The organism is Pseudomonas sp. WP18 (assembly GCF_036689585.1).
Taxonomy (GTDB): Bacteria; Pseudomonadota; Gammaproteobacteria; order Pseudomonadales; family Pseudomonadaceae; genus Aquipseudomonas; species Aquipseudomonas chlororaphis_E.
Genome location: NZ_CP144758.1, coordinates 4,268,169 through 4,282,259, shown reverse-complemented (window position 1 = coordinate 4,282,259; position 14,091 = coordinate 4,268,169). Strand labels below are relative to the sequence as shown.

General features: G+C 62.1%; 15 protein-coding genes and 1 other RNA gene. 8 read left to right on the top strand and 8 right to left on the bottom strand.

What is annotated here, in order from left to right:
* The first annotated feature begins 2 nt into the window (after positions 1-2).
* From V5F23_RS18870 to ffs, 3 genes are all read left to right on the top strand, one after another.
* Entirely contained in the window at positions 3-1,163 is a 1,161-nt protein-coding gene (locus tag V5F23_RS18870) for a putative zinc-binding metallopeptidase (protein ID WP_042728038.1), read from the top strand.
* A gap of 143 nt (positions 1,164-1,306) precedes the next feature.
* Positions 1,307-1,705 (top strand): hypothetical protein, encoded by a 399-nt coding sequence (locus tag V5F23_RS18865; protein WP_338496047.1) that lies wholly within the window; start codon positions 1,307-1,309, stop codon positions 1,703-1,705.
* A gap of 401 nt (positions 1,706-2,106) precedes the next feature.
* An RNA gene (ffs, locus tag V5F23_RS18860) (signal recognition particle sRNA small type) lies at positions 2,107-2,203 on the top strand.
* A gap of 17 nt (positions 2,204-2,220) precedes the next feature.
* On the opposite strand, the gene V5F23_RS18855 is transcribed toward ffs, so the two are convergent.
* Positions 2,221-2,382 (bottom strand): hypothetical protein, encoded by a 162-nt coding sequence (locus tag V5F23_RS18855; RefSeq protein WP_160310726.1) that lies wholly within the window; start codon positions 2,380-2,382, stop codon positions 2,221-2,223.
* Between the two features lie 7 nt (positions 2,383-2,389).
* A complete protein-coding gene (locus V5F23_RS18850; RefSeq protein ID WP_042728037.1) occupies positions 2,390-2,704 on the bottom strand; it encodes a helix-turn-helix transcriptional regulator in 315 nt (104 codons plus the stop codon).
* Between the two features lie 335 nt (positions 2,705-3,039).
* Here V5F23_RS18850 and V5F23_RS18845 point away from each other — a divergent pair, with 335 nt between their 5' ends.
* Positions 3,040-4,782: an EAL domain-containing protein gene (locus tag V5F23_RS18845; RefSeq protein ID WP_338496044.1), complete on the top strand. Its 1,743-nt coding sequence runs from the start codon at positions 3,040-3,042 to the stop codon at positions 4,780-4,782.
* Here the strand turns inward: V5F23_RS18845 and V5F23_RS18840 are convergent.
* Complete coding sequence (locus V5F23_RS18840) at positions 4,734-5,501, bottom strand: transporter substrate-binding domain-containing protein (protein ID WP_042728035.1); 768 nt, start codon at positions 5,499-5,501, stop codon at positions 4,734-4,736. The genes V5F23_RS18845 and V5F23_RS18840 overlap by 49 nt on opposite strands.
* Positions 5,502-5,644: 143 nt before the next feature.
* On the opposite strand from V5F23_RS18840, the gene dnaX reads away from it, so the two are divergent.
* The 4 genes from dnaX (at position 5,645) to recR (ending at position 10,023) form a co-directional block, all read left to right on the top strand.
* The gene (dnaX, locus tag V5F23_RS18835; protein ID WP_042728034.1) at positions 5,645-7,720 is read left to right on the top strand and encodes a DNA polymerase III subunit gamma/tau; all 2,076 of its coding nucleotides are present in this window, start codon (positions 5,645-5,647) and stop codon (positions 7,718-7,720) included.
* 62 nt (positions 7,721-7,782) lie between these two features.
* Positions 7,783-8,121 (top strand): YbaB/EbfC family nucleoid-associated protein, encoded by a 339-nt coding sequence (locus V5F23_RS18830; RefSeq protein ID WP_003183512.1) that lies wholly within the window; start codon positions 7,783-7,785, stop codon positions 8,119-8,121.
* Positions 8,122-8,319: 198 nt separating this feature from the next.
* Complete coding sequence (locus V5F23_RS18825; protein WP_338496043.1) at positions 8,320-9,354, top strand: NADP-dependent oxidoreductase; 1,035 nt, start codon at positions 8,320-8,322, stop codon at positions 9,352-9,354.
* A 66-nt stretch (positions 9,355-9,420) separates the two neighbouring features.
* Positions 9,421-10,023: a recombination mediator RecR gene (recR, locus tag V5F23_RS18820; protein WP_042728052.1), complete on the top strand. Its 603-nt coding sequence runs from the start codon at positions 9,421-9,423 to the stop codon at positions 10,021-10,023.
* Between the two features lie 111 nt (positions 10,024-10,134).
* On the opposite strand, the gene V5F23_RS18815 is transcribed toward recR, so the two are convergent.
* The 5 genes from V5F23_RS18815 to ccoS form a co-directional block, all read right to left on the bottom strand.
* A complete protein-coding gene (locus tag V5F23_RS18815) occupies positions 10,135-10,683 on the bottom strand; it encodes an adenine phosphoribosyltransferase (protein ID WP_042728032.1) in 549 nt (182 codons plus the stop codon).
* Between the two features lie 76 nt (positions 10,684-10,759).
* Positions 10,760-11,494 (bottom strand): fumarate/nitrate reduction transcriptional regulator Fnr, encoded by a 735-nt coding sequence (gene fnr / locus V5F23_RS18810; RefSeq protein ID WP_042728031.1) that lies wholly within the window; start codon positions 11,492-11,494, stop codon positions 10,760-10,762.
* A gap of 94 nt (positions 11,495-11,588) precedes the next feature.
* A complete protein-coding gene (gene hemN, locus V5F23_RS18805; RefSeq protein WP_338496041.1) occupies positions 11,589-12,971 on the bottom strand; it encodes an oxygen-independent coproporphyrinogen III oxidase in 1,383 nt (460 codons plus the stop codon).
* A 220-nt stretch (positions 12,972-13,191) separates the two neighbouring features.
* Positions 13,192-13,875, bottom strand: coding sequence for a sulfite exporter TauE/SafE family protein (locus V5F23_RS18800; RefSeq protein WP_338496039.1), 684 nt, complete (start codon positions 13,873-13,875; stop codon positions 13,192-13,194).
* On the bottom strand, positions 13,868-14,086 hold the full coding sequence (ccoS, locus tag V5F23_RS18795; RefSeq protein ID WP_042728028.1) for a cbb3-type cytochrome oxidase assembly protein CcoS: 219 nt from the start codon (positions 14,084-14,086) through the stop codon (positions 13,868-13,870). The genes V5F23_RS18800 and ccoS overlap by 8 nt, the downstream gene beginning before the upstream one ends.
* Positions 14,087-14,091 lie beyond the last annotated feature (5 nt).

The window sequence follows — 14,091 nt, the reverse complement described above, 5'->3', positions numbered from 1 at the left end:
CCATGTACCGCTTCTTCGAACAACTGAGCTCACGCATCGCCGCGCCTTTCCTGGGGGACCGTTCGCGTAACAGCAAGGTCTGGCCGTGTCGGTGCGGGCAGTCATTGTTTTTTCGCAACAGCCAATGCCTGGCGTGCCTGGCGGTGCTGGGGTATCAACCGGAGCAGAGTCGTCTTTCGTCATTGCAACCAGGCGAACAACCCGACACCTGGACCCTGGATGCCGACCCGCAAGCCGGGTTGTTCCGTCGTTGCGCCAATCTGGACACCCCGGCCGGGTGCAATTGGTTGCTGCCAGCCAACGACCACGACACCTTGTGTATCGCCTGCCGCCTGAACCGCACCATTCCCGACCTGTCGATCCCGGAGAACCCCGAGCGCTGGCGCAAGGTCGAGATCGCCAAGCGTCGCCTGGTAGCGCAGTTGATCACCCTCGGCTTGCCGGTCGTCGCGAAAACCGTCGACGAAAAGGCCGGCCTGGCTTTCGATTTCATCGGTGTCGACCCGGACGGAAAACCGCCGATGACCGGCCACGCCAGTGGGCTGATCACCCTCGACATCAAAGAGGCGGACGACGCCCATCGCGAATACGTGCGCCAGCAGATGCGCGAACCCTATCGCACCTTGCTCGGGCATTTCCGTCACGAGGTGGGTCACTATTACTGGGATCGGTTGATCGCCAACAGCCATTGGCTCGAAGCGTTCCGTGCGCTGTTCGGCGACGAGCGCGCCAGCTATGCCGAAGCCCTGGATCGCCACTACCAGCAGGGCGCGCCGCTGGACTGGCAAACGCACTACGTCAGCGCCTACGCCACTATGCACCCCTGGGAAGACTGGGCCGAGACCTGGGCGCACTACCTGCACATGATGGACGCCGTGGACACCGCGCTAGGCTTCGGCATGAGTGCCCGGGAAATGGATTTCGACTACCAGCCGTTCCCGCCCGAGACCCTGTATGACCCGGGGCATGCCGGGGGCGCGGCCTTTCTCTCGTTCGTCAACGCCTGGATCGAACTGGCCGGCATGCTCAACGAACTTTCCCGCAGCATGGGCCAGCCGGACTTCTACCCCTTCGTCGTGCCGGCTGCGGTCATCACCAAGTTGCATTTCATTCATCTGGTGATTCAGGAGGAGGGTGGTCGGGCGGATGAGGTGTTGTTGTAGCCTGCGAACTTTTTGGGTGTAACAAACTTTGTAATAAAGACGCAGAATATAACCTGTCGGTGTTGCGACTGCTGGCAATTGTTACTATCTGTTCTGATAGTATCTCGCTCACAAAATTTCCCTTACTCTGAGACGAGTCGTGAATGGCGGTTTTAGATATTTGGGAGAGTGTTATGAAAGATAAGGCAACAGATAAGCCCGCTACACCCGGTAAACGTGCAACCATCCCCAACGCACCTCGCAACCTTGCTCAAGCCGGAGCAGGTCGATACACCATCATGTTGAGCTGGCTGATTTCGGACAACGTCGGGCCCGATGAAATTGCCAGTCACACGTTTAAAGTGACCAAGACAGAAAATGGCCAGGAACAATTCGTACCTGCCGCCAGAATACAACCGGACAGTAATGGCCAGTATGCGCATACGATCGAAGTCAGTGGAGGTGCGCAACCTGTTAAGTTCAATGTTCAAGTCAGGGCTCAGGCGCTTAATGCGGAGTATGGTCCTTACTGTCCGGTATTAATCTGTTCCACTGCAGTTTAGGGTGTGTGCGAAATAGCTTAGAACGCCAACCTAAGCGTGCGTATTGAATAGCTGATGGATTCTTCAGGTGTTTGTCCCATTGCCTTGGGGGAGCAAAGCTTGCTCGCGACAGCGAGGGGCCTTTTTCCTTCAAGGTCGAATATGCCTGAGCCATCGTGAGCAGGCTCGCTCCCGTTCCGGGCTTGTAGGCCCCGAGCCCCATGAGAGCGAGCCCCCGCTTGCGAAAGCCCCTATCAGGCGACCCCGATGCCGAACCCGCCTCCACCCTCCCAAGCGCCAACCGCTCCCCCAGCAAGTGCTTGAGCCCCTTCGATTTTTAATCCATGGCGAACGGTTGTAACTTCTCGCCAGATAGGTACAATGGCGCGGCTCGCCGTCAGGCAGCGTCGTTATGGTGACCCCATCGGTCCCCCCGCAACGATTACCCGTGAACCTGGTCAGATCCGGAAGGAAGCAGCCACAGCGGGAACATTGTGTGCCGGGGTGTGGCTGGTGGGGTTGCCTCCATAACGCTCTCAAGCCTTCGTTCGCAAGGTTCGTAAAATTCCCTTTTTTAGTTGCCCGATCGACAGGTCGCTGCTTTCTGCTGCCCGGACATCGGCTGGCAGGGCAACCGATTGCCCACGCAAAAGCCTGGCTGCCGTCTCGCCGGCAAACCAGGCTTTTTTGTGTTTCATAACTGCATCAAGGCTTGGACATGGCCTGGTCAACCGCTGCGATCAGCTTTCCCAGATCCTTCGGGGTGGCTTTGTGTATGACACCGAACAGATACGCTCGCTGTTCTTCTTCATCGGCCATGTCGCTAAAAAAGGCCTTCAACTGCACATCCAGTACGTCGGCAAGCATGAACAAGGCTTCGACGCTGGGGGTGTAGGTGCCGGTTTCGAAACGGCTGATGGTTTTGGGGTCAAAACCGGTTTTTTCGCCAAGTTCAGCCTGAGTTAGCCCCGCTACTTTGCGATAGCGTCTGATGGCTGGACCCAAACTTGAAATTTGCATCGCTTAATTCCCATTTAGAATCAAGAACTTAACGATAGATTTTTGCATTAGGCAACCGCATGATTCATCACCTTGCTTTGCAAAATGTGATGCGTTTCGTAGAATCGGCCTTTGGTATGGGCATTTGGTGACCTGCTGCAGAGGTCGGCATGCGCGAAAAGAATGCGCCATGCACGTCTGCTCGTGACCAACGGCATGGGGGTTGGTCCCCCGGATCGTGCTGCCAGGGCCCGGATCAAGCTTACCTCAAGGTCTTTGAGCCTAGTTGATTTTCGCCTCTGCGAGGGCGGCAACCGCGCGCGCCAAATGAGCCTGACTCATGGATGACTGCTTCGATGGATAAGAAGTACCGCAGAGCCGTTGACGCTGCCGCGATTTTCTCCGAAACCGATTTGAGCGGGCGCATTACCTACGTCAACGAGCCGTTCTGCCAACTGTTCGGCTATTCGCGTGACGAGCTGCTGGGGGCGAACCATCGCCTGCTCAATTCCGGCCAGCACCCTGACGAGTTCTTCAGTGCCATGTGGCGCACCATTACCCTGGGGCAGGTCTGGAAAGGCGAGATCTGCAACCGGGCCAAGGACGGTACGTTGCATTGGGTCGATACCACCCTGGTGCCGGTGATCGACGACGATACCGGGCAGATCGAGCGCTACCTGGCGATTCGCTTTGACGTCAGCGAAAAGCGCCGGCTGCTGCACTCGTTGCAATGGCGAGTCGGCCATGACGTGCTGACAGGCTTGCCCAATCGCACCTACCTTTCCGAACTGCTGGACCAGGCCCTGGCGTTTTCCCGGGCGGAAAACCTGCCCCTGGCGGTCTGCATGCTCGATCTCGATGGATTCAAGGCCGTCAACGACGGGCATGGCCATGCCAGTGGCGATCAACTGTTGGTGGAGGTCGCCCGGCGCCTGCGCAGTATTGTGCGTGGCGAGGACGTGGTCGCGCGGCTGGCTGGGGATGAATTTGTGCTGGTGTTGCGCCATGTGCGCGGCATCGATGAACTGAACGCGGCGTTGAACCGGGTGTTGATCGCCGTTTCCATGCCGTATGCCATTGATGGCAAGAGCGTCAAGGTCTTCGCCAGCATCGGCGTCACGCTGTTCCCGTGGGATGACGAAGACGCCGAGACCTTGTTGCGTCACGCCGACCAGGCGATGTACGTGGCCAAGCAAAGCGGCCGCAACCGTTTCCACCTGTTCGATGTATCCCGCGACAAGGAAGTGCGCGCCACCTATCAAACGGTCGAGCGGGTACGGCAGGCACTGATGAACGATGAGTTGCGCCTGCACTTCCAGCCCAAGGTCAACATGCGCAGTGGCACCGTGGTCGGCCTGGAGGCGTTGCTGCGCTGGAAGCATCCGCAACGGGGCCTGGTGCCGCCTGGGGAGTTCCTGCCGCTGGTGGAGGAAACCGACCTGATCGTCGAGATCGGCGAATGGGTCATGGGGCAGGTCCTGACCCAACTGCAACAGTGGCAGCAAGCGGGGCAGGGGTGGCCGGTGAGCATCAATATCTCGGCCCGGCATTTCCAGCGAGCGGACTTCGTCGAGCGGCTGCGGCAGGTGCTGGAGCGGCATCCGGCGGTATCGCCGCGCTTGCTGGACCTGCAGATCGTCGAGTCCGTCGCCGTGGAAAACCTCGTCAATGTCAGCGCCTGCCTCCAGGCCTGCCAGGCGCTGGGCGTAAGGTTTTCACTGGGCGGCTTCGGCACCGGTTTTTGTTCGCTCAATGACCTCAAGCACTTGCGCACGCAAACCATCAAGATCGACAAGGCGTTCGTCCGTGACATACTGCATGATCAGGATGACCTGGCGCTGACCGAAGCGGTAATTGGCCTGGCCCGGGCGTTTGGCCGCGAGGTCGTGGCCGAGGGGCTGGACAGCCTCGAACATGGGCAACTGCTGTTGCGCCTGGGCTGCGAGGTCGCCCAGGGGTACTTCATTGCCCGGCCCATGCCGGCCGAACGGGTGCCGGGCTGGGTGACGGGCTTCAGTCCACCGACGCAATGGCGGCAGCGGCCGGACGGTCAAGGCGATCGGGTGTCGCTCGCCGACTCCACGTCGCGACCGGTGTAGAGCTGGATGATCGCGTCGATTTCCCCTGACAGTTTCATTTTCAACAGGGTACGCAGGATGCGTTGGGCGGGGATTGTCGGATCGTTGCGCACATAACAGCTCAGTTCCCGCTCCTGGAGCACCGCTACCTCCTGTAATTGTCGTTCTGCGGCGTGCCGTTGATTGAACCAGTCCAGCGCCCATTGGTTGCTCACCGCATAGCGATACCGCCCGGCCAGCAGTTTCGCCAGCACCTGGTCCTGGCTACGGGCGTCGTCCCGCCGTAGCTGGCCGCTGTCGAACAGCGGTTGCAAGGTTGGGTAGGAATAACTGAGCACGGTGCCGATGGGTTGCGGTTCCAGTCGCGCCGGTACCACGCGCTCGGGGCCGCCCGGGGGGCCGACGAGCAGGTCGCGCTGGAAGAACAACGGGATGCTCCAGAGGTAATTGCGACTGTCGTCATGCACCCATTCCGGGGTGACATAACAGCGCAAGTCGGTTTCACCGTTTTTCATGGCGCCGTCAAGGCGGGCGCGGGACAGCACGTGGAATTCGGCCGGCATGCCGACCTGGGTGGCCAGGCTGATCATGATGTCGGGCAATATGCCCTGGGTCGGACGGCCGCGTTCGATCTGCACCATGGGCATGGCCCAGCCGTCGGTGATGGCGATACGCAAGGGTACTTCTTCTGCCAGACAACTGGTCCCCAGCAACAGCAAAGCCCCCATGGCTGTGCGCATAAACTCTCCTGACCAAGCCAAACCGTGTCGACAACCGAGCCCCAGACCCAAGCTTAGACATATTAGACGAGCGCACCGGATGCAATTTCGCCCCTGCTCCGCTAGCATTAGCCGCTTATGTTCCTTCGTTGCGACGGTTTTCGATGAGTTATCAGGTTCTTGCACGTAAATGGCGTCCGCGCTCGTTCCGCGAAATGGTCGGCCAGACCCATGTGCTCAAGGCTCTGATCAATGCCTTGGACAGCCAGCGGCTGCACCACGCCTACCTGTTTACCGGAACCCGTGGCGTGGGCAAGACCACGATCGCGCGGATCATCGCCAAATGCCTGAACTGTGAAGCCGGTATCACTTCGACCCCGTGTGGCGAGTGTTCGGTCTGCCGGGAAATCGACGAAGGCCGTTTCGTCGACCTGATCGAGATCGACGCCGCCAGTCGCACCAAGGTCGAGGACACCCGCGAGCTGCTCGATAACGTGCAATACGCCCCGAGCCGTGGGCGCTTCAAGGTCTACCTGATCGACGAAGTGCACATGCTCTCCAGTCATTCCTTCAACGCGTTGCTCAAGACCCTCGAAGAGCCGCCGCCCTACGTCAAGTTCATCCTGGCGACCACCGACCCGCAGAAACTTCCTGCGACGATCCTGTCCCGTTGCCTGCAGTTCTCCTTGAAGAACATGACCCCGGAGCGGGTGGTCGAGCACCTGACCCACGTCCTGGGCGTGGAGAACGTGCCTTTCGAAGACGATGCATTGTGGCTGCTCGGTCGCGCCGCCGATGGCTCGATGCGCGATGCCATGAGCCTGACCGACCAGGCCATTGCGTTCGGCGAAGGCAAGGTCATGGCGGCCGATGTGCGGGCCATGCTCGGCACCCTCGATCATGGCCAGGTCTATGACGTGTTGCAGGCGCTGATCGAAGGCGATGCCAAGGCTCTGCTCGAAGCCGTGCGTCACTTGGCCGAGCAAGGCCCGGACTGGAGTGGCGTGCTTTCGGAAATCCTCAACGTGCTGCACCGGGTCGCCATCGCCCAGGCCTTGCCAGAAGGCGTCGACAACGGCCACGGCGACCGTGACCGGGTGCTGGCCCTGGCCCAGGCACTGCCGGCCGAAGACGTGCAGTTCTACTACCAGATGGGCCTGATCGGCCGACGCGACCTGCCCCTGGCGCCGGACCCGCGCGGTGGCTTCGAAATGGTCCTGCTGCGGATGCTCGCGTTCCGCCCGGCCGACACGGCGGACGCCCCGAGGCAACCGCTAAAGCCAGTGGGGATCAGCCAGGCCACAGCTGATTCCGCCAAGCCAGTGGCTGCCGCGCCCGTCGTTGCGCCGGCAGTGGCTTCTGCTCCGCCAGCGCCGGCCCCGGTCCCGACGCCGGTCGTCGCACCTGCCGCGCCCGAGCCTGAGACAGTGCTCGAGGCCGAACCTGAGCCTGAACCCGAGCCAGTCGCCGAAGCGGTGATCGATTTGCCCTGGAACGACCCGGTCGAGCCGCCCATCGTCCAGCAGCCAGCGGTGGAGCCCGTACTGGAAACCGTCGCCGAGCAGCCCGAGTTGCCGCCGATGCCCTTGCCGACACCCGACAGCGTGGTGCCCGAGGCGCCCGAGTGGGTCGCCGCCCCGGTGCCGGAGCCGACAGTGGCCGACGTCGCGATCGCCACGCCGGGCATGGACCTGGATGACGAACCGCCGCTGGACGAAGACTACATCGAGCCGGACCTGGACTCGGCCTACAGCTACCTGGACGAGCTGGCCAGCGAGCATGCCGCCGAGCCGGCTCCCGAGCCTGAACCGGAACCGGCGGCAATGCCGGCCACCGGGCTGGCCTTGCAATGGCTGGAGCTGTTCCCGAAACTGCCGATCACCGGCATGACCGGTAGCATCGCCGCCAACTGCACATTGATTTCCGTGGAAGGGGACCACTGGTTGCTGCACCTGGACCCGGCCCACAGCGCATTGTTCAACGCCACCCAACAGCGTCGCCTGAACGAGGCGCTGAACCAGTACCACCAGCGCACCCTGACGCTGAGCATCGAGCTGATCAAACCTGAGCAGGAAACCCCGGCCCAGGCCGCGTCCCGTCGCCGTGCCGACCGTCAGCGCGAGGCCGAGGAGTCGATCCACGGTGATCCGTTCATCCAGCAGATGATGCAACAGTTCGGCGCGGTGGTGCGTCACGATACTATCGAACCTGTCGAGGCCCCGGTCACCCAGGGCTCATAACTGAGGGCGCCGGCCGAACGGGCCGGCGCTTTGTTTACCCAAGTACTTTCGAGGTGATTCCCATGATGAAAGGTGGCATGGCCGGCCTGATGAAGCAGGCGCAGCAGATGCAGGAAAAAATGGCCAAGATGCAGGAAGAGCTGGCCAACGCCGAAGTCACCGGCAAGTCCGGCGGCGACATGGTGACCGTGGTCATGACCGGCCGCCATGACATCAAGCGCGTTAGCATCGACCCGAGCGTGGTCGAAGGCCTGAGCGAAGATGACAAGGAAATGCTCGAAGCGCTGTTCGCCGCTGCCGTGAACGACGCGGTGCGCAAGATCGAAGCCAACAGCCAGGACAAGATGTCCGGCATGACCGCTGGCATGCAACTGCCACCGGGCATGAAACTGCCGTTCTGACTCGCCATCCCGTTCGGGATGGGCTACACACAATGCCAGGCATCGCGCCTGGCATTTTTGTTTCTGCTGCGCAGCGGGCATCGTTGTGGGAGCGTGCCTGCTCGCGAAGGGGGCCCTGCGAACAAACATCGAACGCCAAACCCCCGGCAATGGTCTGCTCCCTATAGCTGTTCACTCAACGATCAAGGAGACGCTTCCATGTCACAAGCATCGACCTCCAACCAGCGCATCGTCCTCGCGTCCCGTCCCAAGGGGGCTCCCACCGCGGAGAATTTTCGCATCGAGCAAGTGACGTTGCCTGACCTGGCGGACGGACAAATCTTGCTCAAGACCCTGTTCCTGTCCCTCGACCCCTACATGCGTGGGCGAATGAGCGATGCGCCTTCCTACGCGGCGCCGGTGCAAATCGACGAGGTGATGACGGGTGGGGCGGTCAGTCGCGTGGAGCGTTCGCGGCATCCGAAATTCCAGGAGGGCGACCTGGTGGTCGGGGCCACGGGCTGGCAGAGCTACAGCATCAGCGACGGACGCAACGTGATCCCTGTCCCGTCCGGGCTGCCCAGTCCGTCGATGGCCCTGGGCGTGTTGGGCATGCCAGGCATGACCGCCTACATGGGACTGATGGACATCGGCCAACCCAAGGCCGGGGAAACCCTGGTGGTGGCGGCAGCCTCGGGTGCCGTCGGTTCGGTGGTCGGCCAGGTGGCGAAGATCAAGGGCCTGCGTGTGGTCGGCGTGGCCGGCGGCGATGAGAAATGCAAGTACGTGGTCGACGAGCTCGGGTTTGACGCCTGTATCGATCACCGCAGCGAACATTTTGCCGAAGAACTGGCCCAGGCCTGTGACAAGGGCATCGACATCTATTACGAAAACGTCGGCGGCAAGGTCTTCGATGCCGTGGTGCCATTGCTCAACGCCAAGGCACGGATTCCACTCTGTGGCCTGATCGCCTCCTACAACGAACATCAGCCCCCCAGTGGCCCGGATCGCTTGCCGCAATTGCAGCGGACGTTGCTGACCAAGCGCGTGCGGATACAGGGCTTCATCGTGTTCGACGACTACGGTGACCGGCAGCCGGAGTTCATCAGCGCCATGGCGCCCTGGGTCCGGGACGGCAAGGTCAAGTTCCGCGAAGACGTGGTCGATGGCCTGGAAAATGCGCCGCAAGCCTTCATCGGCCTGCTGGAAGGACGCAACTTCGGCAAGTTGGTGGTACGGGTCGCTCAGGATTGAGTATTTGACGCTAATCGGAGGCGCGGGTATAAACCGCGTCTCGTTGTCATGTCGGACATTTCCTCGATGAGCTTCAGCCCTTTGATTCGCCAACTGATCGATGCCCTGCGAACCTTGCCGGGTGTAGGTCAGAAAACTGCCCAGCGCATGGCGTTGCAATTGCTCGAGCGTGATCGCAGTGGCGGTTTGCGTTTGGCCCAGGCCCTGAGCCAGGCCATGGAGGGGGTCGGGCATTGCCGTTTGTGCCGCACCCTCACCGAAGATGACCTGTGCCCTCAATGCGCCGATTCGCGCCGGGACGACAGCCTGTTATGCGTCGTGGAAGGGCCGATGGATGTGTACGCGGTGGAGCAGACCGGGTTCCGCGGGCGCTATTTCGTGCTCAAGGGGCATTTGTCGCCCCTCGATGGCCTGGGACCGGAAGCCATCGGCATCCCTCAATTGATTGCGCGCATCGACGAGGCGGGCACGTTCACCGAAGTCATCCTCGCCACCAACCCCACGGTCGAAGGTGAGGCCACCGCCCATTACATCGCCCAACTGCTGAACAACAAGGGCCTCATCGCCTCTCGCATCGCCCATGGCGTGCCGCTGGGCGGGGAGCTTGAGTTGGTGGACGGCGGGACGCTGGCGCACTCGTTTGCCGGGCGCAAGCCGATTACCCTCTGACAAACACCCGAAAACTCCTGTGGGAGCGGGCTTGCCCGCGAAAGCGGTGGATCAGCCACATTTATCTGGCAAACACACCACTTTCGCGAGCAAGCCCGCTCCCACAGTCGATTAGCGTTCGCTCAGGGAAAACTGCGTCAGGCAATACGTAGGGATGCCCATGTCTTCCAGGCGCTGGGAGCCCAGCAGTTCCGGCAGGTCAATGATCGCTGCCGCCTCGTGGATCTTGGCGCCCATGCGGCGGATCAGGTTGGCGGCGGCGATCAGCGTGCCGCCGGTGGCGATCAGGTCATCGAACATCACCACCGAGTCCCCTTCGCACAGGCTGTCGGCGTGCACTTCCAGGAAGGCTTCGCCGTATTCGGTCTGGTAACCCTCGGCCAGCACGTCCGCTGGCAGCTTGCCTTGCTTGCGAAACAGCACCAGCGGTTTGTTCAGTTGATAGGCCAGGATCGAGCCGATCAGGAAGCCGCGCGCGTCCATCGCACCGATGTGGGTGAACTCGGCCTCGACATAGCGGTGGGCGAAGCTGTCCATCACCAGGCGCAGGGCGGTCGGGGACTGGAACAGCGGGGTAATGTCGCGAAAGATCACGCCCGGCTTGGGGAAGTCGATCACGGGGCGGATCAGGGATTTGATGTCGAAGGAATCGAAGACCATCGTCGAAGTGTCCTGGCAGGGCTGCAAACGCGGCAGTATAGCGCGGCTGGGGCAATCCCTCAGCCGCGCTCGTCCATCAACCGTCGATCGAGCCGCCGGCCAGGGCGCAGAGCTGGATTGGGTCGAGGATGTGAATTTCCTTGCCTTCGGCGGCAATCAATTCGTTCTGCTGGAAGCGGGTGAAGACCCGGGACACGGTTTCCACCGCCAGGCCCAGGTAGTTGCCGATTTCGTTGCGCGACATGCTCAGGCGGAACTGGTTGGCCGAAAAGCCCCGGGCGCGAAACCGTGCGGAGAGGTTCACCAGGAACGTGGCGATGCGCTCGTCGGCGGTTTTTTTCGAGAGCAGCAGCATCATCTGCTGGTCGTCGCGGATTTCCCGGCTCATCACCCGCATCAACTGGCGACGCAACTGCGGCAATTGCAGCGCCAGTTCGTCGAGGCGTTCGAACGGGATTTCGCACACCGAAGTGGTTTCCAGCGCCTGGGCCGAAACCGGGTGGCTCTCGGTGTCCATGCCTGACAGGCCGACCAGCTCGCTGGGCAGGTGGAAACCGGTGAGCTGTTCTTCGCCGCCATCGCTCAGGTTGAAGGTTTTCAAGGCGCCCGAGCGCACGGCGTAGACGGAATCGAAGGTGTCGCCCTGGCGGAACAGGAATTCTCCTTTTTTCAACGGGCGTCCCCGTTTAACGATCTCGTCCAGCGCGTCCATGTCCTCCAGGTTCAACGAAAGTGGCAGGCAGAGGGGGGCCAGGCTGCAATCCTTGCAATGAGCCTGGTTGTGGGCGCGCAGTTTGACTGGCTCGGACATTTCTTAAATCCTTGTGGGAAAACACACATAGGCCGTAAGGGTACCCCAGCACAGGGGGTTGGGCCAGTGTGGTTTTACCGTCAAATTGTCGCGCTTAGATGACGCGGGAAAATCTTTGTCGGGTGTGCTGCTCCAGATAGGCGTCAAAAACCATGCACACGGCGCGCACCAGCAGGCGTCCGGCGGGCAGCACTGCGATGTGGTGGTCGTCGAGTTCGATCATGCCGTCCTGCGCCATGCTGAGCAATTGCGGCCACAGCGGTGCGAAGTAGGCGCGAAAATCGATGCCGAAGGCGTGCTCGATGTCGGCGAAGGTCAGGTCGAAATGGCAGATCAACTGCTGGATCACCGCGCGCCGCAGGCGGTCGTCGGCGTTGCAGATCAACCCGCGGCTGGTCGCCAGTTGGCCGTCGGCGAGGGTGTTCTGGTAATGGGCCAGGTCGCTGCTGTTCTGGCAATACACGTCGCCGATCTGGCTGATGGCCGATACGCCGAGGCCGATCAGGTCGCAATGGCCGTGGGTGGTGTAGCCCTGGAAGTTGCGTTGCAGGGTGGCTTCTTCCTGGGCGATCGCCAGGTCGTCGTCGGGCAGGGCGAAGTGGTCCATGCCGATGTAGCGGTAGCCGGCGGCGGTGAGTTGTTCGATGGTGCCTTGCAGCATCGCCAGTTTCTGCTCCGGGTTGGGCAGGTCCTGGCCGTTGATGCGCCGTTGGGGCATGAAGCGTTCCGGCAGGTGGGCGTAGTTGAACACCGACAGACGGTCCGGTTGCAGGTGGATGACTTCTTCGACGGTGCGGGCGAAGTTTTCCGGGGTCTGCTTGGGCAGGCCGTAGATCAGGTCGATGTTGATCGAACGGAACTGCAAGGTGCGCGCGGCTTCGATCACGGCGCGGGTTTCGTCCAGGCTTTGCAGGCGGTTGACCGCGCGTTGCACGGCGGGGTCGAGGTCTTGCAGGCCGACGCTGACCCGGTTGAAACCCAGCTCCCGCAACATCCCCATGGTCGACCAGTCGGCTTCCCGGGGATCGATTTCGATGCCGTAGTCGCCCGAATCGTCGTCCAGCAGGTTCAGGTGCTTGCGCAGCTTGCCCATCAGTTGGCGCAGTTCGTCGTGACTGAGGAAGGTCGGGGTGCCACCGCCCAAGTGCAACTGCTCCACCCGCTGGGCCGGGTCCAGGTGACAGCCGATCAGTTGGATTTCCTGCTCCAGGCGTTGCAGGTAGGCGTGGGCACGGCCCCGGTCCTTGGTGATGACTTTGTTGCAGGCGCAGTAGTAGCAAATGTTCGCGCAGAACGGCACATGCACATACAGCGACAGTGGTCGCAGTGCCTTGCGGCTGTCACGCAGGGCGTGGAGCAGGTCGAAGGTGCCCACCTGGCTGCCGAACTGCGCCGCAGTCGGGTACGAGGTGTAGCGCGGTCCCGCCAGGTCGTAGCGGCGGATCAGGTCTGAGTCCCAACGAATGGCGTCGAGCATGCGGGCGTTCCCCGGATAGGCTGGCATGGGCGGAGTCTAGGGGGGCGGACGGCGGGGCGTGTTGATTTGCATCAACGGGGGCGACCGGCAAGGACCGCTGCACGTCCTCTGTGGGAGCGGGCTTGCTCGCGAAGGCTGCGGTACATCCAACATTACCGAAACAGATAGACCGCTTTCGCGAGCAAGCCCGCTCCCACAGGGGTGGGGCGGGGAATCCCTGTCAGTGCCCCATGAGCCAATGCTGGTGCGGCCCTGGCAGTGTCCAGAGGCCGAAGAGCATCACCAGCAAGCCGCCGGCCATGCGCACGCTGCGTTTGCGCAGCAGGGCAGTGATGCGTTCGGCGGCCAGGCCGGTGGCCAGCAGCACCGGCCAGGTCCCAAGACCGAAAGCCAGCATCAGCAGGGCGCTGTCCAGCGCATTGCCCTGGCTGGCGGACCACAGCAGGGTGCTGTAGACCAGTCCGCAAGGCAGCCAGCCCCACAGCGCGCCGAGCAACAAGGCCCGGGGCAGGCTCGACACCGGCAGCAGGCGGTTGGCCACGGGTTGGATGTACCGCCATAAGCCGCGGCCCAGGCCTTCGATGCGAGTCAGGCCGCTCCACCAGCCCGCCAGGTACAGCCCCATGGCGATCAACAGCAGGCCGGCCAGTATCCGCATGAACATCGCCGCCGCGCTGTTGGCCACGGCCCAGCCGGCCAGCCCGATCAACAGGCCGGCGCAGGCATAGCTCAGGATGCGGCCCAGGTTGTAGGCCAGCAGCAGCCGCAAGCGCCGGCTGCGCTGTTCCTTGGGGATCGCCAGGGTCAGGGCGCCCATCAGGCCGCCGCACATGCCCAGGCAATGGCCGCCACCCAGCAGGCCGAGGATCACCGCCGAAACCAACAAGGGCGCCAGGTCAAGCATGAGGCGGGGCCTTGTCATCCGGCCCGCGGGCTTGCCCGTCGGCTTCGTCCACTGCGGCCTGGTGATTAGGGTCCTGGTCGTCGAACAGGATGCTGTGGGCCGGACCGTCGAGGTCGTCGTACTGCCCGCTGTCCACGGCCCAGAAGAAAATGTACACGGCGATGGCCACGATCAGCAGCGCGGCCGGGATCATCACGTAGAGAGCTGGCATCTGGG

Excerpts from the sequence above, each read along its gene's own strand:
- V5F23_RS18870 (WP_042728038.1), top strand. The coding sequence starts at position 3 with ATGTACCGCTTCTTCGAACAACTGAGCTCACGCATCGCCGCGCCTTTC.
- V5F23_RS18865 (WP_338496047.1), top strand. The coding sequence starts at position 1,307 with ATGGCGGTTTTAGATATTTGGGAGAGTGTTATGAAAGATAAGGCAACA.
- V5F23_RS18855 (WP_160310726.1), bottom strand. The coding sequence starts at position 2,382 with ATGAAACACAAAAAAGCCTGGTTTGCCGGCGAGACGGCAGCCAGGCTT.
- V5F23_RS18850 (WP_042728037.1), bottom strand. The coding sequence starts at position 2,704 with ATGCAAATTTCAAGTTTGGGTCCAGCCATCAGACGCTATCGCAAAGTA.
- V5F23_RS18845 (WP_338496044.1), top strand. The coding sequence starts at position 3,040 with ATGGATAAGAAGTACCGCAGAGCCGTTGACGCTGCCGCGATTTTCTCC.
- V5F23_RS18840 (WP_042728035.1), bottom strand. The coding sequence starts at position 5,501 with ATGCGCACAGCCATGGGGGCTTTGCTGTTGCTGGGGACCAGTTGTCTG.
- dnaX (WP_042728034.1), top strand. The coding sequence starts at position 5,645 with ATGAGTTATCAGGTTCTTGCACGTAAATGGCGTCCGCGCTCGTTCCGC.
- V5F23_RS18830 (WP_003183512.1), top strand. The coding sequence starts at position 7,783 with ATGATGAAAGGTGGCATGGCCGGCCTGATGAAGCAGGCGCAGCAGATG.
- V5F23_RS18825 (WP_338496043.1), top strand. The coding sequence starts at position 8,320 with ATGTCACAAGCATCGACCTCCAACCAGCGCATCGTCCTCGCGTCCCGT.
- recR (WP_042728052.1), top strand. The coding sequence starts at position 9,421 with ATGAGCTTCAGCCCTTTGATTCGCCAACTGATCGATGCCCTGCGAACC.
- V5F23_RS18815 (WP_042728032.1), bottom strand. The coding sequence starts at position 10,683 with ATGGTCTTCGATTCCTTCGACATCAAATCCCTGATCCGCCCCGTGATC.
- fnr (WP_042728031.1), bottom strand. The coding sequence starts at position 11,494 with ATGTCCGAGCCAGTCAAACTGCGCGCCCACAACCAGGCTCATTGCAAG.
- hemN (WP_338496041.1), bottom strand. The coding sequence starts at position 12,971 with ATGCTCGACGCCATTCGTTGGGACTCAGACCTGATCCGCCGCTACGAC.
- V5F23_RS18800 (WP_338496039.1), bottom strand. The coding sequence starts at position 13,875 with ATGCTTGACCTGGCGCCCTTGTTGGTTTCGGCGGTGATCCTCGGCCTG.
- ccoS (WP_042728028.1), bottom strand. The coding sequence starts at position 14,086 with ATGCCAGCTCTCTACGTGATGATCCCGGCCGCGCTGCTGATCGTGGCC.